The sequence below is a fragment of the Streptomyces sp. PKU-EA00015 genome (genome assembly GCF_013387495.1).
GTDB lineage: Bacteria > Actinomycetota > Actinomycetes > Streptomycetales > Streptomycetaceae > Streptomyces.
The window spans coordinates 142,815-162,432 of sequence record NZ_JABZEE010000004.1 but is presented as its reverse complement, the minus strand read 5'-3'; the positions used below and the strand labels follow the sequence as shown (position 1 = coordinate 162,432).

At 72.0% G+C, this 19,618-nt stretch carries 16 protein-coding genes; 9 read left to right on the top strand and 7 right to left on the bottom strand.

Features of this window, described 5'->3' with window-relative positions; all coding sequences use genetic code 11:
* Window positions 1–191: 191 nt before the first annotated feature.
* Window positions 192–2,870, bottom strand: coding sequence for a SpoIIE family protein phosphatase/ATP-binding protein (locus tag HW130_RS04490; RefSeq protein ID WP_256355862.1), 2,679 nt, complete (start codon window positions 2,868–2,870; stop codon window positions 192–194).
* Window positions 2,871–3,095: 225 nt separating this feature from the next.
* Between HW130_RS04490 and HW130_RS04485 the strand changes: the two genes are divergently transcribed.
* From HW130_RS04485 to HW130_RS04475, 3 genes are all read left to right on the top strand, one after another.
* Complete coding sequence (locus HW130_RS04485; protein ID WP_177148073.1) at window positions 3,096–3,473, top strand: hypothetical protein; 378 nt, start codon at window positions 3,096–3,098, stop codon at window positions 3,471–3,473.
* Window positions 3,474–3,617: 144 nt separating this feature from the next.
* Window positions 3,618–3,974 (top strand): PRC-barrel domain-containing protein, encoded by a 357-nt coding sequence (locus HW130_RS04480; protein WP_177148072.1) that lies wholly within the window; start codon window positions 3,618–3,620, stop codon window positions 3,972–3,974.
* Between the two features lie 18 nt (window positions 3,975–3,992).
* The gene (locus tag HW130_RS04475) at window positions 3,993–4,160 is read left to right on the top strand and encodes a hypothetical protein (RefSeq protein ID WP_177148071.1); all 168 of its coding nucleotides are present in this window, start codon (window positions 3,993–3,995) and stop codon (window positions 4,158–4,160) included.
* Between the two features lie 15 nt (window positions 4,161–4,175).
* Here the strand turns inward: HW130_RS04475 and HW130_RS04470 are convergent, their stop codons facing one another.
* Together HW130_RS04470 and HW130_RS04465 are read right to left on the bottom strand one after the other, a co-directional pair.
* Window positions 4,176–5,339 carry an aromatic acid exporter family protein gene (locus HW130_RS04470; protein ID WP_177148070.1) on the bottom strand — a complete coding sequence of 388 codons (1,164 nt, stop codon included), beginning with the start codon at window positions 5,337–5,339 and terminating at the stop codon, window positions 4,176–4,178.
* A gap of 57 nt (window positions 5,340–5,396) precedes the next feature.
* Window positions 5,397–7,001, bottom strand: a complete 1,605-nt coding sequence (locus tag HW130_RS04465; RefSeq protein WP_177148069.1) for an ABC-F family ATP-binding cassette domain-containing protein — start codon at window positions 6,999–7,001, stop codon at window positions 5,397–5,399.
* A gap of 504 nt (window positions 7,002–7,505) precedes the next feature.
* Here HW130_RS04465 and HW130_RS04460 point away from each other — a divergent pair.
* Together HW130_RS04460 and HW130_RS04455 are read left to right on the top strand one after the other, a co-directional pair.
* On the top strand, window positions 7,506–8,126 hold the full coding sequence (locus tag HW130_RS04460) for a hypothetical protein (protein ID WP_177148068.1): 621 nt from the start codon (window positions 7,506–7,508) through the stop codon (window positions 8,124–8,126).
* Between the two features lie 486 nt (window positions 8,127–8,612).
* A complete protein-coding gene (locus HW130_RS04455; RefSeq protein WP_177148067.1) occupies window positions 8,613–9,221 on the top strand; it encodes a hypothetical protein in 609 nt (202 codons plus the stop codon).
* Between the two features lie 156 nt (window positions 9,222–9,377).
* Here the strand turns inward: HW130_RS04455 and HW130_RS04450 are convergent, their stop codons facing one another.
* Window positions 9,378–10,499 carry a glutamate--cysteine ligase gene (locus HW130_RS04450; protein ID WP_177148066.1) on the bottom strand — a complete coding sequence of 374 codons (1,122 nt, stop codon included), beginning with the start codon at window positions 10,497–10,499 and terminating at the stop codon, window positions 9,378–9,380.
* Between the two features lie 509 nt (window positions 10,500–11,008).
* Between HW130_RS04450 and HW130_RS04445 the strand changes: the two genes are divergently transcribed.
* The 4 genes from HW130_RS04445 to HW130_RS04430 all read left to right on the top strand — a co-directional run bounded on the left by HW130_RS04445 (window position 11,009) and on the right by HW130_RS04430 (window position 15,898).
* A complete protein-coding gene (locus HW130_RS04445) occupies window positions 11,009–13,207 on the top strand; it encodes a SpoIIE family protein phosphatase (RefSeq protein ID WP_177148065.1) in 2,199 nt (732 codons plus the stop codon).
* A gap of 157 nt (window positions 13,208–13,364) precedes the next feature.
* Window positions 13,365–14,606: a SpoIIE family protein phosphatase gene (locus HW130_RS04440; protein ID WP_177148064.1), complete on the top strand. Its 1,242-nt coding sequence runs from the start codon at window positions 13,365–13,367 to the stop codon at window positions 14,604–14,606.
* A gap of 161 nt (window positions 14,607–14,767) precedes the next feature.
* Entirely contained in the window at window positions 14,768–15,328 is a 561-nt protein-coding gene (locus tag HW130_RS04435; protein WP_177148063.1) for a hypothetical protein, read from the top strand.
* A gap of 27 nt (window positions 15,329–15,355) precedes the next feature.
* Complete coding sequence (locus HW130_RS04430) at window positions 15,356–15,898, top strand: hypothetical protein (RefSeq protein WP_177148062.1); 543 nt, start codon at window positions 15,356–15,358, stop codon at window positions 15,896–15,898.
* A gap of 103 nt (window positions 15,899–16,001) precedes the next feature.
* On the opposite strand, the gene HW130_RS04425 is transcribed toward HW130_RS04430, so the two are convergent.
* The 3 genes from HW130_RS04425 to HW130_RS04415 all read right to left on the bottom strand — a co-directional run bounded on the left by HW130_RS04425 (window position 16,002) and on the right by HW130_RS04415 (window position 19,607).
* The gene (locus HW130_RS04425) at window positions 16,002–16,856 is read right to left on the bottom strand and encodes a TauD/TfdA family dioxygenase (protein WP_309140318.1); all 855 of its coding nucleotides are present in this window, start codon (window positions 16,854–16,856) and stop codon (window positions 16,002–16,004) included.
* Between the two features lie 239 nt (window positions 16,857–17,095).
* Entirely contained in the window at window positions 17,096–18,046 is a 951-nt protein-coding gene (locus tag HW130_RS04420; protein WP_177148061.1) for an AEC family transporter, read from the bottom strand.
* 61 nt (window positions 18,047–18,107) lie between these two features.
* Window positions 18,108–19,607 (bottom strand): aminotransferase class IV, encoded by a 1,500-nt coding sequence (locus HW130_RS04415; protein WP_375256508.1) that lies wholly within the window; start codon window positions 19,605–19,607, stop codon window positions 18,108–18,110.
* Window positions 19,608–19,618: the final 11 nt, after the last annotated feature.

Genomic DNA, 19,618 nt, shown 5'->3' with positions numbered 1-19,618 from the left:
GCGGAGCAACGGTGCGGGCTGCGTGACGAACACGGTCGGTCGAGTCGGTGGTGCCGAGCGCTTCACCGCGCCCACATTTTTACATGTCGTCCAAACGACGACAAGAGCGATGTCAACCATCGGCTGACAGAGCGTTGCGTCTCTGATCAAGCGGCGCGCCGGCCCGCCTGAGACCGGACGCCTCGCAGCCGTCACAGCCCCAGGAGCTCCGGGTCCCACGCGAAGACCGTCTGGTCCCCCGCTCCGAGCTTCTGCTCGGACCAGATGACCTTGCCGCCGGCGGTGTAACGGGTCCCCCAGCGCTCGGCGTACTGGGCGACGAGGTACAGGCCGCGGCCGCCCTCGTCGGTCGTCGCCGCGTAGCGCAGATGGGGTGCGCTGCGGCCCGCGTCGGACACCTCGCAGATGAGCGTCCGGTCGAGCAGCAGACGGACCCGGATCGGCGGGCCGCCGTAGCGGATGGCATTGGTGACCAGTTCGCTGAGGATCAGCTCCGCGGCGAAGGCCTCCTCGTCGAGGCCCTGGGCCGCGAGCCAGCGGCCCACGTCCCTGCGGACGACGGAGACCGCGGCGGGATCGGGTTCCACCTCCCACTCCCCCACGTGCGCCGGGTCCAGCCTGCGAGTGGTGGCCACGAGCAGGGCCACGTCGTCCCCCGGCGGGGTGACCAGCATCGCCGCGATCAGGTCCGCGCACGTCTCCTCCGCGGACCGTTCGCCGCTCGCGAGCACGCGGCGCATCATCGCGAGACCGACGTCGAATTCCCGCTCCCGGGACTCGACCAGACCGTCCGTGAACAGCACCAGCCGACTCCCCTCGGGAACCCTCAGCTCCTGCGCCTGGAACAGCAGCCCTCCGAGACCGAGCGGCGGCCCGGTGGGCACGTCCGGCGCCTCCACGGTGCCGTCGGGCAGCGCCAGCACGGGCCCCGGGTGCCCTGCCTTGGCCACCGTGCAGGTCCCCGCCGCCGGATCGTAGATCGCGTACAGGCAGGTGGCGCCCGTGACGGCCGTACCGGCCCCTTCGGCGGACTCTCCCTGGTCGATCCTCGACACCAGCTCGTCCAGGCGCGCGAGCAGTTCGTCGGGCGGCAGATCCAGGCCGGCGAAGTTGTGCACGGCGGTGCGCAGGCGTCCCATCGTCGCGGCCGCGTGCAGGCCGTGTCCGACCACGTCCCCCACGACGAGCGCCACGCGCGCACCGGGCAGCGGGATCACATCGAACCAGTCGCCGCCGACCCCGGCCCGGGCGGGCAGATACCGGGACGCCACGTCCAGCGCGCTCTGCTCGGGCAGGGCGCCGGGCAGCAGACTGCGCTGCAGCGTCACGGCGAGGCCGTGCTCGCGCGTGTAGCGGCGGGCGTTGTCGACGCACACCGCCGCCCGTGCCACCAGTTCCTCCGCGAACGACAGATCGTCCCGGTCGAACGGGAGCGGATTCCGCACGCGCCAGAAGTTCGCCATCCCGAGGACGACACCGCGGGCATGCAGGGGTACGCAGATCAGGGAGTGGGCGCCGTACTCGAGGATCCTCGCCGCCTGCTCGGGGTCCTGCTCCCGCCAGCCCCGCGTGGTGGTCACGTCGGGAACCAGCAGGGAACGGCCGCTGCTCATCCCCAGGACCCGGGAATCCGCGGGGACGAATCCCATGTCCCGGCCGGCGGGATGGAAGGGGTGGTCCGCACCCGCCCCCGCGATGGCCGTGCGGCGCATGTCGATCACCGGACCGGTCTCCTCCTCCGGTCCCGGCTCCTCCCCGCCCAGTACCGGCGCGGCGAGGTCGACCGTCACGACGTCGGCGAAGCGCGGGGTCGCCACTTCCGTCAGTTCCTCCGCGGTGTGGGTCACGTCCAGCGTCGTGCCGATGCGTGCACTGGCCTCGTAGAGCAGGAGCAGCCGCTCGCGTACCTCTTCGGCGCGGCCCGCCAGGGCGGTCAGCTCCGTGGTGTCCCGCAAAGTGGCCACCGTTCCGGCAGCCTGCCCTCCCGCGTCCGTGGGCCGCAGGTTGACGGCCAGCAGCCGGTCCCCCGCCGCCCGTACCTCGTCCGACGCCTCCCTGCCGGAGGCGAGCAGCTCCGCGGTCGCGGCGTCCAGTCCCAGGTCCGTCACCGTCCTGCCTTCCGCGTCCGGGGGCAGGTCGAGCAGCCGGCGCGCCTCGTCGTTGGCGAGCAGCAGCCTCCCGTCACTGCCGATGATCAGCACACCTTCGCGCACGGAGTGGAGCACCGCGTCGTGGTGCTCGTACAGCCGCGTCATCTCGGCCGGGCCGAGACCGTGCGTCTGACGCCGCAGACGCCGGCTGACCAGCGCCGCGCCGGCGGCGGTGAGGACGAGCGCGGCCGCGGCGGCGCCCAGCAGCACGGGCACGTCACGGTTGGCCAGCGCGTTGACGTTCTCGATCGTGATCCCCGCGGAGACGAGTCCGACGACGGTGCCGTCGGGCCGCTGGACGGGCACGACGGAGTTCACGGAAGGGCCACGGCTCCCGGTGAACGTGCTCGTGAAGCCACGGCCCTCGACCGCCTCCTTGTACGGACCGATGATGTGTTTCCCGATCAACGACGGGTCGGGATGGGTGTAGCGGATGCCGTTGCGGTCGGTGACGACGACGTATTCGACGCCGGTGCTCTTCCGGGCCTCCTCCGCGAGCGGCTGCAGAATCGCGGTGGGATCGGGGCTCTCCAGCGCCGCGACGATGCCCGGGGAGTGGGCGAACGCCTCGGCGACGCTGAGCGAGCGTGTCCGCGCGTCCTGCGTACCGGCGCGCCGGCCCTGCAGCACGAGCGACACCGCCGCCGCGGTGACGAGCAGCACCACGATCGCCAACTGCAGAAGAAACACCTGCCCGGCGACCGTGTGCACGCCGAACAGGGAACGTGAGCGCCGTCCCGGCCGGGAGACCGACGACCGGGAGGCCGATGGCCGGATCCCTGCCGCATTTCGGCCAAAGGCACCCATGAACTCTTTCTACCACCGAAATCCGGACCGGGATCGGGCAGCCACCGCACGGCTCCTCCTGCCCGAAGACGCGTCGCCCCTCCGCGCCCGTGTCCTCGCTACGCTGGGACCACGGGGCGCCAGTGACAGGAGGCAGTCATGACAGGCGGCCGGCGTTTCCACCTCGATCAGGACGGCCACTCCGTCACGGTGCAGCTCCGGGGCGCACGCCCCGAGGCCGAGGTGCTGGTGGACGGCAAGGTGGTCGCCTACCGCAGGGGACAAATCAAGGCCACCACGGCGCTCGAGGCCGAACTGCCCGGGGACCCGCCCCGGCCGTTCCGCGTCCTGATCGCCCCTGTGGAAGGTCCCGAAGAGACGCCCCTGTGCATGATGGAGAGCGCCGGAGCGCGCTACCTGATGCCGCTCGTCCCCCTGCTCGGCCCCGGGCGGCCCCCGCAGCCCGGCCCGTCGCCCACCCTGCTCGTGCGGCGCCGGCTCCGCAGACTGCTGCACCGGCGGGCGGGACGCCGGTAGCGGATTCCCCGTGCGCGTGCAGGCGGACCGTGCAACTTCCGACGGACACGAAGGGGCTGCTCAGGCTGGTGGAGACCGGCCCCGCGGGGCACGCTGGTAACTGCACCGGATACGGGCACCACGCTCGCGTGAAGGGAACTCGGGATGATCCAGATCGCCGATATCCGTGAGTGGCGCAGCCACAACGTCGTCGACCCGGGCGGTCGCAGGATCGGCGCGCTGGAAGCGATCTACGTCGACACCAGCACGGACGAGCCCGCCATGGCCACCGTGCAGATCGGTCTGCCCACCCGGCAGCGCCTGGTCTTCGTCCCCCTCGACGGCGCGGTCGTGGGACCTGATTACGTCAAGGTCGGCTACGACAGGGCGCTGGTGAAGAAGTGCCCCGCCATCGGCACGGACGACGTGCTGCCCGCCGCGGACGAGCCCGCGGTGTTCGCGCACTACGGCCTCACCTACCGGCCGGGCGCCAACGGTGAGCGCCAGCTCGCCCGCCGCTGAGCACCAGGCGTCCTCGTCATGACGCTCTTCCTGGCACTCGTCATCGCGGCGATCGTGCTGGGCATCGTCGGCGCCGTAGCCGAAGGACTGTTGTACCTGCTCGTCATCGGGATCGTGGTGTTTGTGGGCGCTCTCGTCCACCTTGCCCTGCACTGGCGGCGCTCCGCCCGGCGCCCGACGCGCTGAGTCCGCGGGAACCGCTCACATGGTGTCCTCCGGCGGTTCCTCGAGCAGTTGATCGGCCACTCTTCGTGCGTCCACCAGGAGCGATCCGTACAGGGCCATCGACTCGGGACCGCCGGCGCCTTTCGTCGCCAGCAGTTCGCGCAGACGCCGCTGTGCCGCGTGGACCTCGTCGACCGCCTGGCGCAGACGCCGCCGTGCCGACCTGTCGTCGCCGGTGACGAGTTCCCCGTAGACCTCGACCGCGGCCGCGACGTCGTGCAGGAACCGCGTGTACAGCGCCGTCACCCCTTCTTCCGGCCGCGGCCTGCCGGTGCGGTCGTCCGACGCCTCCACCAGGGTGCGCGTCAGGTCGCTGAGGTAGTCGCTGAGCTGTTCCAGCACATGGACGGTATGGGTGAACGAGCCGTGCCGGCGCCGCAGTTCCGCGCGGTTGCGGCGGTCCGGGTTGAGCCAGGTGCTCTCCCTGCCACGGTCGAGGGCGGATCGCGCCTGCCTGATCAGGGAGAAGAGACGGCGTGCCCGCTCGTCCCAGTCGCGGGCCTCCCGGTGGCTCCAGGAGCCGTTCAGCCCGTCGGCGACAGCGGTCAGCGTCTGCCTCGCCTCGTCGATCACCGCCCATACGGCCGCCTGGGTGCTCCGCAGATGCACCGGGGGCAGGATGAGCATGTTCACGCCCACACCCACCGCCGCTCCGAGCAGCGACTCCAGCAGCCGCGCGGTCGCCGCCTCGACGCTCGGGTCGCCGGAGGTCAGCACGAACAGCGCCGCGGTGGCGCCGTAGATGCCCTGGTCGCCCAGCCTCGGCCAGTTGCCCAGCAGCAGGGTGACGGGCAGCACGAGGGCCATGGCCGACGTCGGGCTGCCCAGCGTCGTCCCACCGGCGGTGGCCAGGACCGTGCCCACCGCGATGGCACCCAGCTGTTGCAGGGCCTGGGCGACGGACTGGTACACCGTCGAGCGCACCAGGACGATCGCCACCCAGGGTGCGATGAACGGCAGCGGGGCCTGCAGCAGCCGGCCGGCGATCATCCAGGCGATGAGTGCGGCGAGGCCCGCCTTGAGCGACTGGAGCGCCAGATCGCGCTCACGTCCCGGCCGCTCCCGGGCGAGGCGCACCGCGCGCCCCGCCGACCGGGCCTCCTGCCGCACTGCTTCCGCCACACGCAGTCGTCGCACCATGCCGGTGCATGTGCCACGGAACCCCGGCCCCCACACCCGGTGCCGCGGGGCGGCGGGTCAGGCCAGGGAGACCAGGCCCCGGTACTCCTCGGTCCACAGGTCCTCGTCCGCGTCCGGCAGCAGCAGTACGCGGTCGGGCCGCAGAGCGTCGATGGCGCCCTCGTCGTGGGTGACCATCACGATGGCTCCGGGATAGGAGCCGACCGCGGCCAGTACCTCGCCGCGGGAGGCCGGGTCGAGGTTGTTGGTCGGCTCGTCGAGCAGCAGCACGTTCGCGCCGGAGTGGACGAGCCCGGCCAGGGCCAGGCGGGTCTTCTCCCCGCCGGACAGCACCGCGGCGGGCTTGTCGGCGTCGTCTCCGGAGAACAGGAACGCCCCCAGCACGCGCCGCAGTTCACCGTCGGTCAGATGGGCGGCGGCGCCGGCCAGGTTCTCCCGCACCGTGCGGTCCCGGGCGAGGGTGTCGTGCTCCTGGGCGAAGTAGCCGAGCCGCAGACCGTGCCCGTGCACCACGCGGCCCGCGTCCGGCTCCTCCGCGCCGGCCAGGATGCGCAGGAGGGTGGTCTTGCCGGCGCCGTTGAGGCCGAGGACCACCAGGCGGCTGCCCCGGTCCACGGCCAGGTCCACACCGGTGAGCACCCGGTGGTCGCCGTACGACTTGGTCAGGCCGACGGCTCCCAGCGGCATCCGTCCGCACGGTTCCGGCTCCGGCAGCCGGATCCTCGCGACCTTCTCCGCCCGCCGGACCGGTTCGAGCCCGGCCAGCATGCGGTCGGCGCGCCGCGCCATGTTCTTCGCCACCACCGCGGTGGCCACCCGGGCCTTCATCCTGTCCGCCTGGGCGTGGAGTGCCGCGGCCTTGCGTTCGGCATTGGCCCGCTCGCGGGTGCGGCGCCGCTCGTCCGCCGCGCGCTGTGCGAGGTACGCGTTCCAGCCGGTGTTGTGGACGTCGATGGTGGCGCGGTCCGCGTCCAGGTGGAACACCCGGTTGACGACGTCGGCGAGCAGGGCGGTGTCGTGGCTGACGACCACGAGTCCGCCCTTGCGGCCCTGGAGGAAGGAGCGCAGCCAGCCGACGGAGTCGGCATCGAGATGGTTGGTCGGCTCGTCGAGGAGCAGGGTGCCGTCGTGGCCGGAGAACAGGATCCGCGCCAGTTCGACCCGGCGCCGCTGCCCGCCGGACAGCGTGCCCACCGGGTCGCCCATGACCCGGTCGGGCAGGCCGAGCCCGGCCGCCACCCGAGCGGCCTCGGCCTCGGCGGCATACCCGCCGCCGGCCTGGAAAGCGGCCTCGGCGCGGGCATAGGCGCGCATCGCCCGCTCCAGCTCGGAGGGTCCGCCTGCCCGGGCCATCGCGGCTTCGGCCGCGCGGAGCCGCCGCAGGGCCCGGTCGAGGCCGCGGGCCGACAGGATCCGGTCGGTGACGGTGACCGCCGGGTCGGCGGTGCGGGAGTCCTGTGCGAGGTAGCCGACCGGGCCGGTGACGGTGACCGTGCCGCCGGCGGGTTCGGCGTGCCCGGCGAGGGCGGTCATCAGGGTCGTCTTGCCGGCGCCGTTGCGGCCGACCAGGCCGATGCGGTCGCCGGGAGACACGGTGAAGGAGATGTCGGAGAGGAGCAGGCGGGCACCCGCACGCAGCTCGACACCGCGAACAGTAATCATGAAGTTACGCTCCGAAACAGCGAAAGGACACACTTCTGGCGCGGAAGCGGGTCCTCGGCTAGGAAATGCGGGGCGTAGACATGCGGCGACCGTAACCGGCGCCCTGTCGGCGGCGCATCCGGTTTTCCGCGGCGCCCGAGTACGGGGGGCGGGCGGCGGACCGCCGGCGGCGGCGCGGCAGGAGCCGGGGAACACGCACACGTGGCGGGGCTCCGTCTTCGCACCATGGCGCACCTCTCGCGACCGCCAGGACGGCTCCGCCGTGTGGCGCGAGGCATTTCACCCCGGTGCGTTCCGCCAGGCCGGCCGGGGTGGAACCGTTTCACCCCACCGCTCGGGGCCGTGACCGTTGCATCGTGCGGTGCCGCCGCAGATGCTGAGGGGACCGCGACGCCGGTCGCCGCGGTGGCCGCACCGCCCGCATGTCCACCGGCTCCGGATCCTGACCGCATGCGCTCGCATGCCCGCACGTCTCACCGTGCTTTTTCACACCATGGGGGAACCATGAACGCCCGTACCCGTCCGTCCCGTACCACTGCGGCCGCGGTCGCGGCAGTCGCCGCCGTCGCGGGCCTCGTCGCGGCCTCGCTGCCGGCCGCAGCGGCGTCCTCGGCCGCACCGCGGTTCCTCCCGCCCAAGAAGCTGCCGCCGCACCCGACTTCGGCCTGGTACGCCGGTCCGGTCACGGCCGGACAGCCCGATCCGCTCCCCATGTGCGTGGGCCCGGCACTGCCCTCCATCTCCCGGCACCGGCAGTACTGGACCGAGTTCGACACCAACGCACTCCAGGTGACCGTCGTCGAGCGCAGCGCCACCCGCGCGAAGCAGCTCGCGACGCTGTGGCAGAAGAACCTGACCGATTGCGCGGCCGAACTCATGGAACAGGACCCGGACGTCACCGCGACGGCCAGGAACTACGGCCGGCTCGACGTCGAGGACGGTGCGCACGTCCTCGGCATCCACACCCGGCACACGTGGGGTGCGTCCGACATCTCCCTCTTCTCGGTCGGCCGGGACGACAGGACGGTGACGCTCGTACGCTGGGCCCAGATGGGCACCTTCGAGCACGCCCAGGTCGCCGACTTCAAGAAGACCACGGTCACAGCCGTGAACAAGCTGCACTGAGCCCGTTGTCGCCCGGACGCCCGTGCCGCAGCGTCGCACGACGAACGGCCGGGCGACGGGGGTTGCGCAGGTCAGGTCCTCGACGCGAGGCACGGTTCGGCCTCTGCGGAGGCCGGGCGGTGGGCTCGCGGGAACGGGAACGTCCGGGTCCTTGAGTGAAGGTGCGGGTCGCGGCCCCGTCCGAGGCCGCGAGCGAGCGTCGACTCCCTGCATTTCGAGCGCAACTCCCCTCTCACACCTGCCTCTTCTCCGCCTCACCGCCGCGGTCGCGGGCCGTGGCCGGGCCCCGGCACGCGCTGTCCTTCAGGGGGTTCCTCGCGGGTAGACGGGATTCCTGAGCCGTGCGGGGCTTTCGTGCGCGCCTGTTGTGTTTTCAACCGGACGGGCCGATTTCCGCCTTGTTCGCCCTGTGTGCCGCACCCGTACTCTGGCGTCGTCCTGGCCCCGCCGTCATCAGCGGGGTCATCCGGAACTGGGGGAGAATCGATGCGCATCCGTATGCTCGCGGTCGTTGCCGCGACCGCAGCCGCGCTGCTGGGCACAGTGGTGCCGGCCGCCGCCGCGGCCGGCCCGGACAGCCACAGCAAGACAGCTCAGAGCGAGCTCGCCGCCCGCCCGTTCGCGGCACAGGCGGCGACCGCGAACCTGACCACGGCTCAGACCGCCTCGCTGCAGGCGAAGGTGGACCGCTATGTGACGAGGACCGGGGGGAAGCAGGTCGCGCTCAACAAGATCGACCTCAACGGCCGGGGCGAACTCCTGGTCACCGTACCCGGCGAGCGGCACCCGAGGGACTTCGCCTCGGGCGACGGCAGCCGGATCGCGGCGGACCCGTGTCTCGAGGGCTCCGTCTACAGCGGCTGGTTCTGCGCCTACAGCGGCGAGACCTACCAGGGCGACGCCCTGCGCTGGTACTACTGCGGCAAGCGGTCCATGCCGTGGGGTGGCTACGGATCATGGATCAACGACCAGACGCCCGGCACCCGGGCGACCTTCTACAACAGCAGTGGCGGCGTCCACTACGTCACGCCCGCACCGTTCAGCTACTCCCGCAGCTACTATTGGACGCCTGTCTGGCACATCAGGAACTGCTGAGGACCTGACAGCGGCGTTGCGGGGAAGTCGCCGCGCTGCGCGGGCGCGGGCCGCTCCGACGTCCGAGCAGCGGTCCGCCGCCCCGGGCCGCGGGTGAGCCCGGCGGGGCTCCGGCCACAACGGCCGGAGCCCCTTCCCGTACGCCCGGCTCCCCGTTCACAACGCCAAGGTCTCGGAGACGATCAGGTCCGTCACCGCCTTCAGGCCGCCTTCGGCCAGGGCCCGCCGCTGCCGGTCGGCCGGTGTGCCCTGCTGGAGCAGCCGGTGGACGAGTGAGACGACCTCCCGGGTGTCGCCCGCGGCGTCCAGCGCGGGCGTGATGTGTTCCATCAGCAGTGCGACGAAGTCACCGGCGCTGCGGCGCTCGCCTGCCGCGGTGATCAGGCTGCCGCCGAGGCCGTGGCGGGCGGCCTGCCAGTTCGCCGCCTGCAGCACCTCGGGGGCGATGGAGGGCAGGGGCATGTCCGCTTCGGCATCGCTGATCGCCGTGGTGACGAGGGCCCGCACGATGCCCGCGAACATGACCGCTTCGTCGGCGCGCAACTGCACGTCGGGACACCGTACTTCGACGGTCGGGAAGCGGTCCGACAGGCGGGCCTGCCAGTACAACTGCCCGGTGTCGCGGATGATCCCGCTGTCGAGCAGTGTCTCGACGCGCGCCTCGTGGTCCGCGAGGTCCTTGAAGGCGGGCGGGGGCCCGCTGACCGGCCAGCGGCCGAAGACCACGGTGCGCCAGCTGGCGAATCCCGTGTCGTGGCCGTCCCACAACGGCGAGTTCGCGGACATGGCGACGAGGACGGGCAGCCAGGCGCGCAACCGGTTCAGGACGGCGACGCCGACCTCCGGGGACGGCACGGCAGTGTGGATGTGCAGGCCGTTGACGAGTTGCTCGGCGACGAGCTGTGGCGCCTGCACCTGCATGGCGCGGTATCGCGACTGCTCGGTCACCCGGGCCGACTCGGCTCCCCTCAGGGGCGGTGTGCCGCAGGCGGCAAGCCGGCATCCGTTCGCCTCCGCGGCGGCCCCCAGCGCATGTCGCAGGCGCAGAAGGTGTCCCCCGGCCTCTTTCAGCTCGGTGCAGATCCTGGTCGCGACCTCGACCTGTACCTGCAGCAGCTCGGACTGCAGCTCCTTGGCGTCCACGAGCGGGGCGAGTCCGGCGGCCGACCTCACCTGTTCCGCCAGCGGCACGGGCAGGCCCGTGTCCGGGTCGAGCAGCAGGTACTCCTCTTCCAACCCCAGGGTGACCGGCTCCACACAGCCCTCGCAGCGTCGCATCGTCGGAAGCCAGGACGCTCGCGCCCTGACGCATGTGGCGCCCGGAGCACCGGCAGCCATGATCGAGTGTCACGGGGCGGAGCGTGCGAGCGGCGCAGGAGCACGGTGGCGTCGCCCGAAAGGCGGCGGTGCCACGCCCGTTGGGTCCTCTCCACGTCGCGGACGCACCGGAAGCCCGTGTGGCCGCTGAAGCCGTCCACCTCCCACACCGTGCGGGCGCGGACCCGGTACCGGTTCCAGCAGGACGCGTGGCACATCTGGGAGCCGCCGCGGATGAGCGTGGCGCCTCAGGTCCGCAGGGAGGAGCCGGCGAACGGGCGCCACCGACGACCGGCGGGCCCCGGCGGGGGCCTTCGCCGGGGCGGGGCCGGTGCGACGGCGTGCCGTCGTGTCCGGGGCGGCGTAACGTCCCCAGTGATACGGCCCGTACCGCGGGTGGGTGCGTCACGCTCCTGGGCGGTGAGCGCGCCGGTACGGTCCACAGCGCCCTGTGACGCCGGAGGTGCCTCGTGACCAGCACGGGTGGCCCGGCCACCGGCCCCGACCCCGTGGGTGCGGCGGTCGCGGAGACGGTGCGCAGAACCGGTGCCACCATCGGCGCACTGTACCTGCGCGCACCCGACGAGGACGTGCTGTGTCTGGAAGTGCTGTGCGGGGTGCCGAACGACCTCGCCGCCCCGTGGGCCAGAGTGCCCGTGGCGTCGCCGGCCCCGGTGACCGACGCCCTCCGCGAGGACCGCCTGGTCTGGGTGGGCACCCACGACGAAATGGTCCAGACCTATCCCCGTACGGCGATGGCGCTGCCCTACCCCTGCGCGCTCGCCGCCGCGCCGGTCACCGGCGTACGGCCCTGGGGGACGCTGCTGCTGATGTGGCCGGCTGTCCGCCCGCCCCGAATGAGTCCACGAGAGCAGAGCAACATCGCCGCCAACTGCCGGAGGGTGGCCCGGCTGCTGGAGGAGGCCGCCGCGTCGGGGCAGCCACCGGCCCCGTGCGAACAGCCCCGTGTCCTGCCGGTGGAGACCGGCCGCCGGACCGCGGGCCCCGCCCTGGCCGCCGCCGACTTCGCCGAGCGCCTGCCCGGCGGCTCCTGCGCGCTGGACCTGGAAGGGCGCATCGCCTTTCTCAGCACCGGGGGCGCCGAACTCCTGGGGCGCGACGCGGCCCACCTGCTGGGGACGCAGCCGTGGCAGTCGCTGCCGTGGCTCGACGACCCCACGTACGAGGACCGCTACCGGGCCGCGCTGATCAGCCGCGAACCCGTGTCCTTCACCGCCTGCCGTCCGCCGGACCAGTGGCTGGACTTCCACCTCTACCCGGACGCCAGCGGCATCAGCATCCGTATCGTCCCCACCGGCTCGGCACCCCCGCCCTCCCCCGCGCCCCGGGGTTCGCCGCCCGCCGCGCCGCCCGCCCGCGCTGGACAGCTCTACCAGCTCATGCACCTGGCCGCCGCCCTGACCGAGGTCGTCGGCGTCCAGGACGTCGTCGACCTCGCCGCCGACCAGATCATGCCCGCCTTCGGAGCCCAGGGACTGGTGCTGTCCACCGCCGACGCCGGCCGGCTGCGCATCACAGGGCACCGCGGCTATCCCGGCCACGTGGTCGAACGCCTCGACGGACTGCCGCTCGACACCGACTTCACCCCCGCCGGGCAGGCGCTCAGCAGCGGCATTCCGTCGTTCTTCGCGAACCCGCAGGAGATGCAGCGTCTCTATCCCGAGGCTCCGCTGGTCAGCGGCAAGCAGGCGTGGGCCTTCCTGCCGCTGATCATCTCCGGTCGCCCCGTCGGCTGCTGCGTCCTGTCCTATGAGCGTCCCCATACGTTCTCGGCCGAGGAACGCGCCGTCATGACCTCACTCGCCGGACTCGTCGCCCAGGCCCTGGACCGGGCCCACCTGTACGACACCAAGCACCAGCTCGCCCACGGCCTCCAGCAGGCGCTGCTGCCGCACACCCTGCCCGACGTCGCCGGCCTGAACGTCGCGGCCCGCTATCTGCCCGCCACCCGCGGCATGGACATCGGCGGTGACTTCTACGACGTGATCCGGCTCGGCGACACCGCCGCCGCGGCCGTCATCGGCGACGTCCAGGGGCACAACGTCGCCGCCGCCGCTCTGATGGGACAGGTGCGCACCGGCGTCCACGCCCACGCGCACGTCGGCGCCTCGCCCGACGACGTCCTGTCCCGTACCAACCGGCTGCTCGCCGATCTCGACCCCGGCCTGTTCACGAGCTGTCTCTACGTCCACCTCGACCTCGCCCGGCGGCGGGCACGGCTCGCCAGTGCGGGACATCCGCCGCCGCTGCTCCGCCTCCCCGACCGCCGGACGGCTCCGGTCGACGTCGTGCCCGGCCCGCTTCTGGGCATCGACCCCGGCGCGAGCTACCCCGTCACCGAGATCCCGCTCGTCCCGGGACTGCTGCTCGCCCTCTACACCGACGGGCTGGTCGAGACACCGGGAGCCGACCTGGACGACTCCATCGCCGAACTCGCGCACCGTCTCGCCGACGCCGACGACCACGACCTGGACCTGCTGATCGACAGCCTGATCGGGCCGGCAGGCCCCACCCGGCAGCGCACGGACGACATCGCGCTCCTCGTCCTGCAGGCGGCGACCGCTGGGGACCTGACCGCCGGGGCCGGGCGAGTCGGACCGGCGCACTCGCCCTGCGTCCGCATCTCGCAGCCCGGCCCGGGCATCTGACGGCAGCACCGGCAATGCGGGCGGCGCTCCGAGGACCCGTCGGCTGCGCATCGGCAATGGAGCGACCGGCGCTGTCGGAGCGGGCGGGTCGGTGGGGCGGACCGTAGCGTGAGAAGGCAGGGACAGGGGTGCCGGACGGAAGGGTGAGGAACAGGCAGTGGCCGTCGCAGGGATCGATTACGCGGCGTTGTTCGCCGCGACGCCGAGCCCGTATTTGGTGCTGGGCCGGGACCTGGTGATCGTGGAGGTCAACCAGGCGTACCTCGACGCGACGAGACGGACCAGACAAGACCTGGTCGGGAAGTACGTCTTCGATGCCTTCCCCGACAACCCTTCCGACCCCGACGCCGACGGGGTGCGGAATCTCAGTGCCTCGTTGCACCGGGTCCTGGCCACTGGGGAGCCCGACACGATGGCGCTGCAGAAGTACGACATCCCCATCATGGGCCGGCCGGGAGCGTTCGAGGAGCGGTGGTGGTCTCCGATCAACACCCCCATCCTCGGAGCGGACGACAGGGTGGTGTGGATCATCCACCGGGTGGAGGACGTGACCGCGTTCGTCCAGGCCCGCGGCTCCGGTGCCCGGCCGCCGGACGGGAAGCTCACCCAGCGGGAAGCCCTGGAGGCCGAGCTGTACGCGCGGGCCCGGGAGCTGCAGCGGCTGAACGAGGAGCTGCGGCAGGCCCACGCCCGCGAGCGGCAGGTGGCCGTCACCCTCCAGGAGGCCATGCTCCAGTCGCCGGATCTGGCCCGGCACGAGAACGTCGCCGTCCGCTATCTGCCCGCGGCCGGGTCACTGAACGTGTGCGGTGACTGGTACGACCTTGCCGACCTGACCGACGGCCGCTTCTCGGTCGCGGTCGGCGACGTCGTCGGCCACGGCCTGGAAGCCGCTGCCGTCATGGGAATGCTTCGGAGCGCGTTGAACGCCGCCATTCGCGCCCTGGAGCGGCCCGCCCAGGCGCTGGAGGTACTCGGACTGTACGCCCGCTCGGTCGACGGCGCGCTGAACACCACCGCTGTCAAAGTACTGGTCGACCCCACAAGCTGCCTGATCATCTACAGCAATGCCGGCCATCCTCCCCCGGTCCTGGTACGCAACGGCACCTGCGAGCTGCTGGACCAGGCCACCGACCCGCCCCTGGGGGTTCGCCCTCTGCACGTCCCCCGCCCCCAGGCGACCGCCACGTACACCCCCGGCGACACCCTGGTCCTCTACACCGACGGCCTGATCGAACGTCGCGGGGAAGACATCTACACCGGCCTGGCCCGGCTGACCGACACCCTCAGCCACATCAGCCACCTCCCCCCGGAACACATGGCCGACACGTTGCTGGCCCGCCTCGGCCTGGCCGGCGGCGGCCCCGACGACACCGCGCTGGTCATCGTCCAGTTGTGACAGCCGGCCGGGAAGCAGCAGGTGTTCGGGGCGGGCGACTCCGACACGCACGTCCGGCGGGCGCCGTCCACTGACCGGGACGGGACCGGTTTCGGCCGGGTGCCCGTGGGCACCTGCGCTCAACAGAGAGGCACCCGATACGGACAAGGGGGTCCGGCCCGATGTCAACAGGCACACTTCTGGCGATCATCATTTCTGCCGTGGTTGTGGTCGCCCTGATCGCCCTGGCCGTGGCGATGACCATGCGGCGACGCCGTCGTCTGCGTGAGCGCTTCGGCCCCGAGTACGACCGCACCGTCGAGGACGCCGGGAGCCGGCGGGCCGCCGAGCAGGAACTCAGCACCCGCGAGAAGCGCCACGCGTCGCTCGAGATCCGGCCCCTGCCCGACAGCGCCAGGGACCGCTACGCCCGGGAATGGGTCGACGTGCAGCAGGAGTTCGTGGACCGGCCGGTGGACGCCGTGCACGACGCCGACCGGCTCGTGACCTCTTTGATGCACGAGCGCGGCTACCCCACGGAGGGGTACGAACAGCAGATGCGAGACCTCTCCGTCGAGCACGGCCGCACGCTGGAGCACTACCGGGCCGCCCATGAGGTCAACACGCTGAGCACGGCGCAGCGTGCCACCACCGAGCAGCTGCGCGGGGCCATGGTGCACTACCGGGCCCTGTTCGACGAGCTGCTCTCCGACGGACATCAGGCCGGGCCCGCCCGTGCCTGATCCGTACACAGTCGCGCGGGAGAGATCATGCGGGACAACGACACGACACGGTCCGCCGGGAGCGGGCTGACGACCGACGACATCGCCCGGGGCGCCGGCGGCGCGGCGGGCGAGGGCCAGGAGGCCGGGCCGCCGCCCGTCTTCCCCGGCGAGGAGACCGGCGGCATCGGCGAGGCCGACACCCGCGCCGCCGGGGCTTCCGGCACCGCGGACACGGATACCGCGGCGGAGGCGGGCGCACCCGCCGGGGCCGAGGACGACACGGAGAAGAACTCCGCGGCGCAGGCGGGGGACACGGCGGACGAGGAACTGCTGGCACCCGACGACAAGGAGAGTTTCCGTACCCGCTGGCAGGCGATCCAGAACGATTTCGTCGACGACCCACGGGAGGCCGTGCACTCGGCGGACTCGCTGGTCGCGGACGTCATGCAGACGCTTGCCGCGACCTTCGCGGAGCGCAGGGAGGGCCTCGAGCAGCAGTGGAACCGCGGCGAGCAGGCCGACACCGAGAGCCTGCGCGTGGCGCTGCGCGAATACCGCTCGTTCTTCAACCGGCTGCTCGCCACCTGACGGGGGCGCCGGCAGGCGGATCTCGTCGTCCGGCGAGCCCGAAGGCTCCGGCCGGTCCTGCGGCCGGAGCCTTCTTCGTGGTCGGGGCCTGGCAAGGCGGGTCCTACCAGGCGCGCATCGGCTCCCCCGCGACGAGCTCGGAGACGAAGCCGGTCGGTCCCTTCGCCGGCTCGCCCAGGACCGTCACGCGGTGCATGACCCGGTCGACGTCCAGGTGGGCGAAGTCGGTGGGGGCGAAGTGGCAGGTGCTGCGGTTGTCCCAGAAGGCGATGCTGCCCGGCTCCCAGCGGAAGCGGACGGTGTACTCGGCGCTCGTCATGTGCTGGAAGAGCAGCTCCAGGAGGTGGCGGCTCTCGAGCTCGGTGAATCCGGTGATGCAGGTGGTCGAGCCGGGGCTGACGAACAGGGCCTGCTCCCCGGTCTCGGGGTGGACGCGGACCACGGGGTGGACGGCGACCTGCGGGTCCTCGCAGTAGATCTTGAGGATCTCGCGGTCGCGCTCGTCGGAGTGGCGCAGGTGCACCGCGGTGAAGAAGGCGTGCTCGGCGGTCAGCCGGTCCACGAACTCGCGCAGTGGCGCGGAGAGGCCCTCGTACGCGGCGACCGTGTTGGTCCACTGGGTGTCGCCGCCGAAGGCCGGGGTCCTCTCGGCGCGGAGGATCGACAGGTCGGGCGGGTTGACGGACTGGGTGAGGTCGCTGTGCCACCCGGCGAGCGGGGAGACCCACTTGCGGCGGTAGTGCTCCTCGAAGTCGGCGCCGTAGCGCTCGGTGTCGGCCTTCGGGTCGACGGTGAGGATCTCCGAGTGGCCCTCGGGGTGGACGCCGTGCTTCCTGCCCGGACGGCGGGTGAGGGAGCCGAATCGGCGGCCGAAGGCTATGTGCCGGGCGTGGTCGATGTCCTGGCCGCGGAAGAAGACGACGCGGTGCGCGAGGACGGCCTGGCGGATCTCGGCCACCGTGACGTCGTCGAGTTCCTCGCGCGGTCGACGCCGGAGATCTCGGCTCCGATGCGGCCTGCCACCTGCTGGACGGTGATTTGGGTGGGCTGCGCGGTCTGGGTCACGGTTCTGCCTTTCACGAGCGGTTTCACACGAGGTGTCACACGAGCGGTTCACATCGAACAGTTCACGACAACGGACGGTTCACGACGAACGGTTCACGGCGGGTTCACAACGAACGGCCGTCTCGGGCCGGGTCAGCCGGCGTGCGCCACCCATTGCATCCACAGCGGGAGCAGAAGGAGCGCGACGACCGAGCTCTTGACGACGAGAGCAGCGGACATGTCGACGCTCACGTCGTAGCGCTGGGCGAAGATGAACAGGTTCTGCGGGGCGGGCATCGCGGCGATCAGGACGAGGTAGTTCAGCCAGTCGCCCCGGACCCCGAAGCCGTAGCGGCACACGGCGAAGGCCAGCAGCGGAAAGACCACGCATTTGAAGGCGATGAGCCACATCTCCTCCACCGTGGTGCCGCGTACCTTCAGCCCGGTCCCGCCGAGGTGCAGCCCGAGGGCGAACAGCGCCACCGGCGAGGCGCTGTCGCCCACGAACGCGAAGCTGTCGAGGACCACCTGGGGCAGCCGCACTGGCAGCAGGTTGAGCACGATGCCCGCGTTGCAGGCGATCACGACCGGGGTCACCAGGGAGGCGACGACGGCAGCGCCGAGTCGTCTGCCGGGGCCTCCGGTGCGGTCCGGACGGCCCAGTTCCATGATCGAGATGATGACCAGGGACAGGACGCAGACCTGGAACAGCAGCACCGGGAAGATCGGCGCCGCGTTCCCGAACAGCATGATGAACACCGGCACGGCGAAGTAGGCCGTGTTCACCTGGACGGCCGCCATGATGCGCAGGGCCACACCGCGGGGGTCGCGTACGCCGGACATCCGGGCCAGGGCGCCCGTCAGCACGACCGCGACGCCCGCCGCCGCCGCGTAGCCGGTGATCGCCCGCCAGTCGAAGAGGGCGCCCAGGTCGGTCCGGTAGATGTTGCCGAACAGGAAGCACGGGACCGCGAAGAGGAAGGCGTAGTCGGCGAAGACCTTGGAGCTCTCGGCCGGCACCACCTTCCGTCTCGCGAGGAGGACCCCGCATCCGAAGGCCAGCACCACCGGTGCCAGTTTCTGCAGAGCCTCTACCGCTCCCATGCACGCGCCCTTGCTCTTGCGGCTCCCGTGAAGGGGCCTGTTCCTCTACCGCGCCGGTCGGCTACTGGGCCCACGCATTCGGCACTTCCACGTCGCTGCGGCCCTCAATCAGCTCCCGGTAGCCGGTGATCAGCGTCCGGAGGACGTCGTTGCCGCTCAGGTCGTAGTGGTGGTCGTCGATCCGCGCGACGGGCAGGATCTCGCAGGCGGTACCGCAGATGAACGCGCCGTCGGCCTCACCGGCGAACCGGGGCGCCAGATCGCCGACGGCACACGCGATGCCCGCGCGTGCGGCGATCGCGAGCACGCAGGCCCGCGTGATGCCGTCGATCATGCACCGGGTCGTCGGGGTGTACAGCGCCCCGTCCTTGGTGAAGAACAGGTGGGCGCCGGTGGCCTCCACGAAGTTGCCGCGGTCGTCGAGCAGCAACGCGTCGTTGAATCCGGCCCGCAGGGCCTCGTTCTTGCTCACCGTGCCGATCATGTAGTTGCCGGCGGCCTTGCTCTTGACCGGCGCGTACTCGGGCGCCGGTCGGCGGTAGCGGCCGGTGACCAGGGAGATCCCCTTGTCGAGGGCGTCCGCCGCCGCGTAGTAGCCCTCCGGGAGTTCCCACGCGGCCACCGAGGTGTGCACGGACGTCCTGAGGGCGGCGGTCTGGATGATCTCCGAGCCGCGCCAGGCGTTCATGCGGATGTAGCCCTCGGTGATGCGCGCCTCGGCCACGACGGCGAGGGTGGCCGCGTGCAAGGTGTCGTCGCTGTGTTCGAGGTCGAAGTCGAGGATGCGCGCCGAGGTGCGCAGCCGCGCGATGTGCTCGCTCAGCATGAACGCATGGGCTTGGTGATGCACGTGACGCGCTGCGGGGTCCCGGCTCCGTACGCGGCCCCCGTGCCGGTGTCGGCGACGCCGTCGTACGTGAACTCCAGTGCGCCGTCCACGAAAACCGCCGCTCCCAACACCGGGAACGCCGTGGCCGCGGCCCGATTCGCGCAGTGTCTCGGCGACGGCGCGCAGCCGCCCGGTGGTGCCGGCCGCGGCCTGCGCGTCGGGCAGTTGTGCGCGCTTGCGGCGCAGCAGCGCCGCCTGGTCGGCGAGGGTGCGGTGCTCGTGGATCTCGGCGACGCGCACGGGTCGGGCGGCGGTGTCCGAGAGGCGGGCGGCCAGCAGGTTGGCCAGCAGGGAGTGCCCGCCGACCGAGAAGAAGTCGAGGTCCGAGGAGAGGGTCACCAGGCCCAGCAGGTCGGACCAGACGCGGGCGACCGCGATCTCGTCCGGGTCGTCGCCCGCGAAGGCGGCCGCGGCGGCCTGCCCCCAGTCGATGTCGCGGGCGGCGAGGGACGTGCGGTCGACCTTGCCGTTGGGCAGCCGCGGCAGCCGTTCCTCGACGATGATCTTCGCGGGCTGCATGTAGTGCGGCAGCTTGGCCCGCAGGTGGGCGCCCATCGCCTCGACGGAGACGGTGCCGCCGCCGTCCTGGCCGACGTAGCAGACCAGCCTGGTGTCGCCGTCGGTGCGGACCGCCAGGGCGGCGACGTCGCGCAGACCGGCGGTCTCGCGCATGACGGATTCGA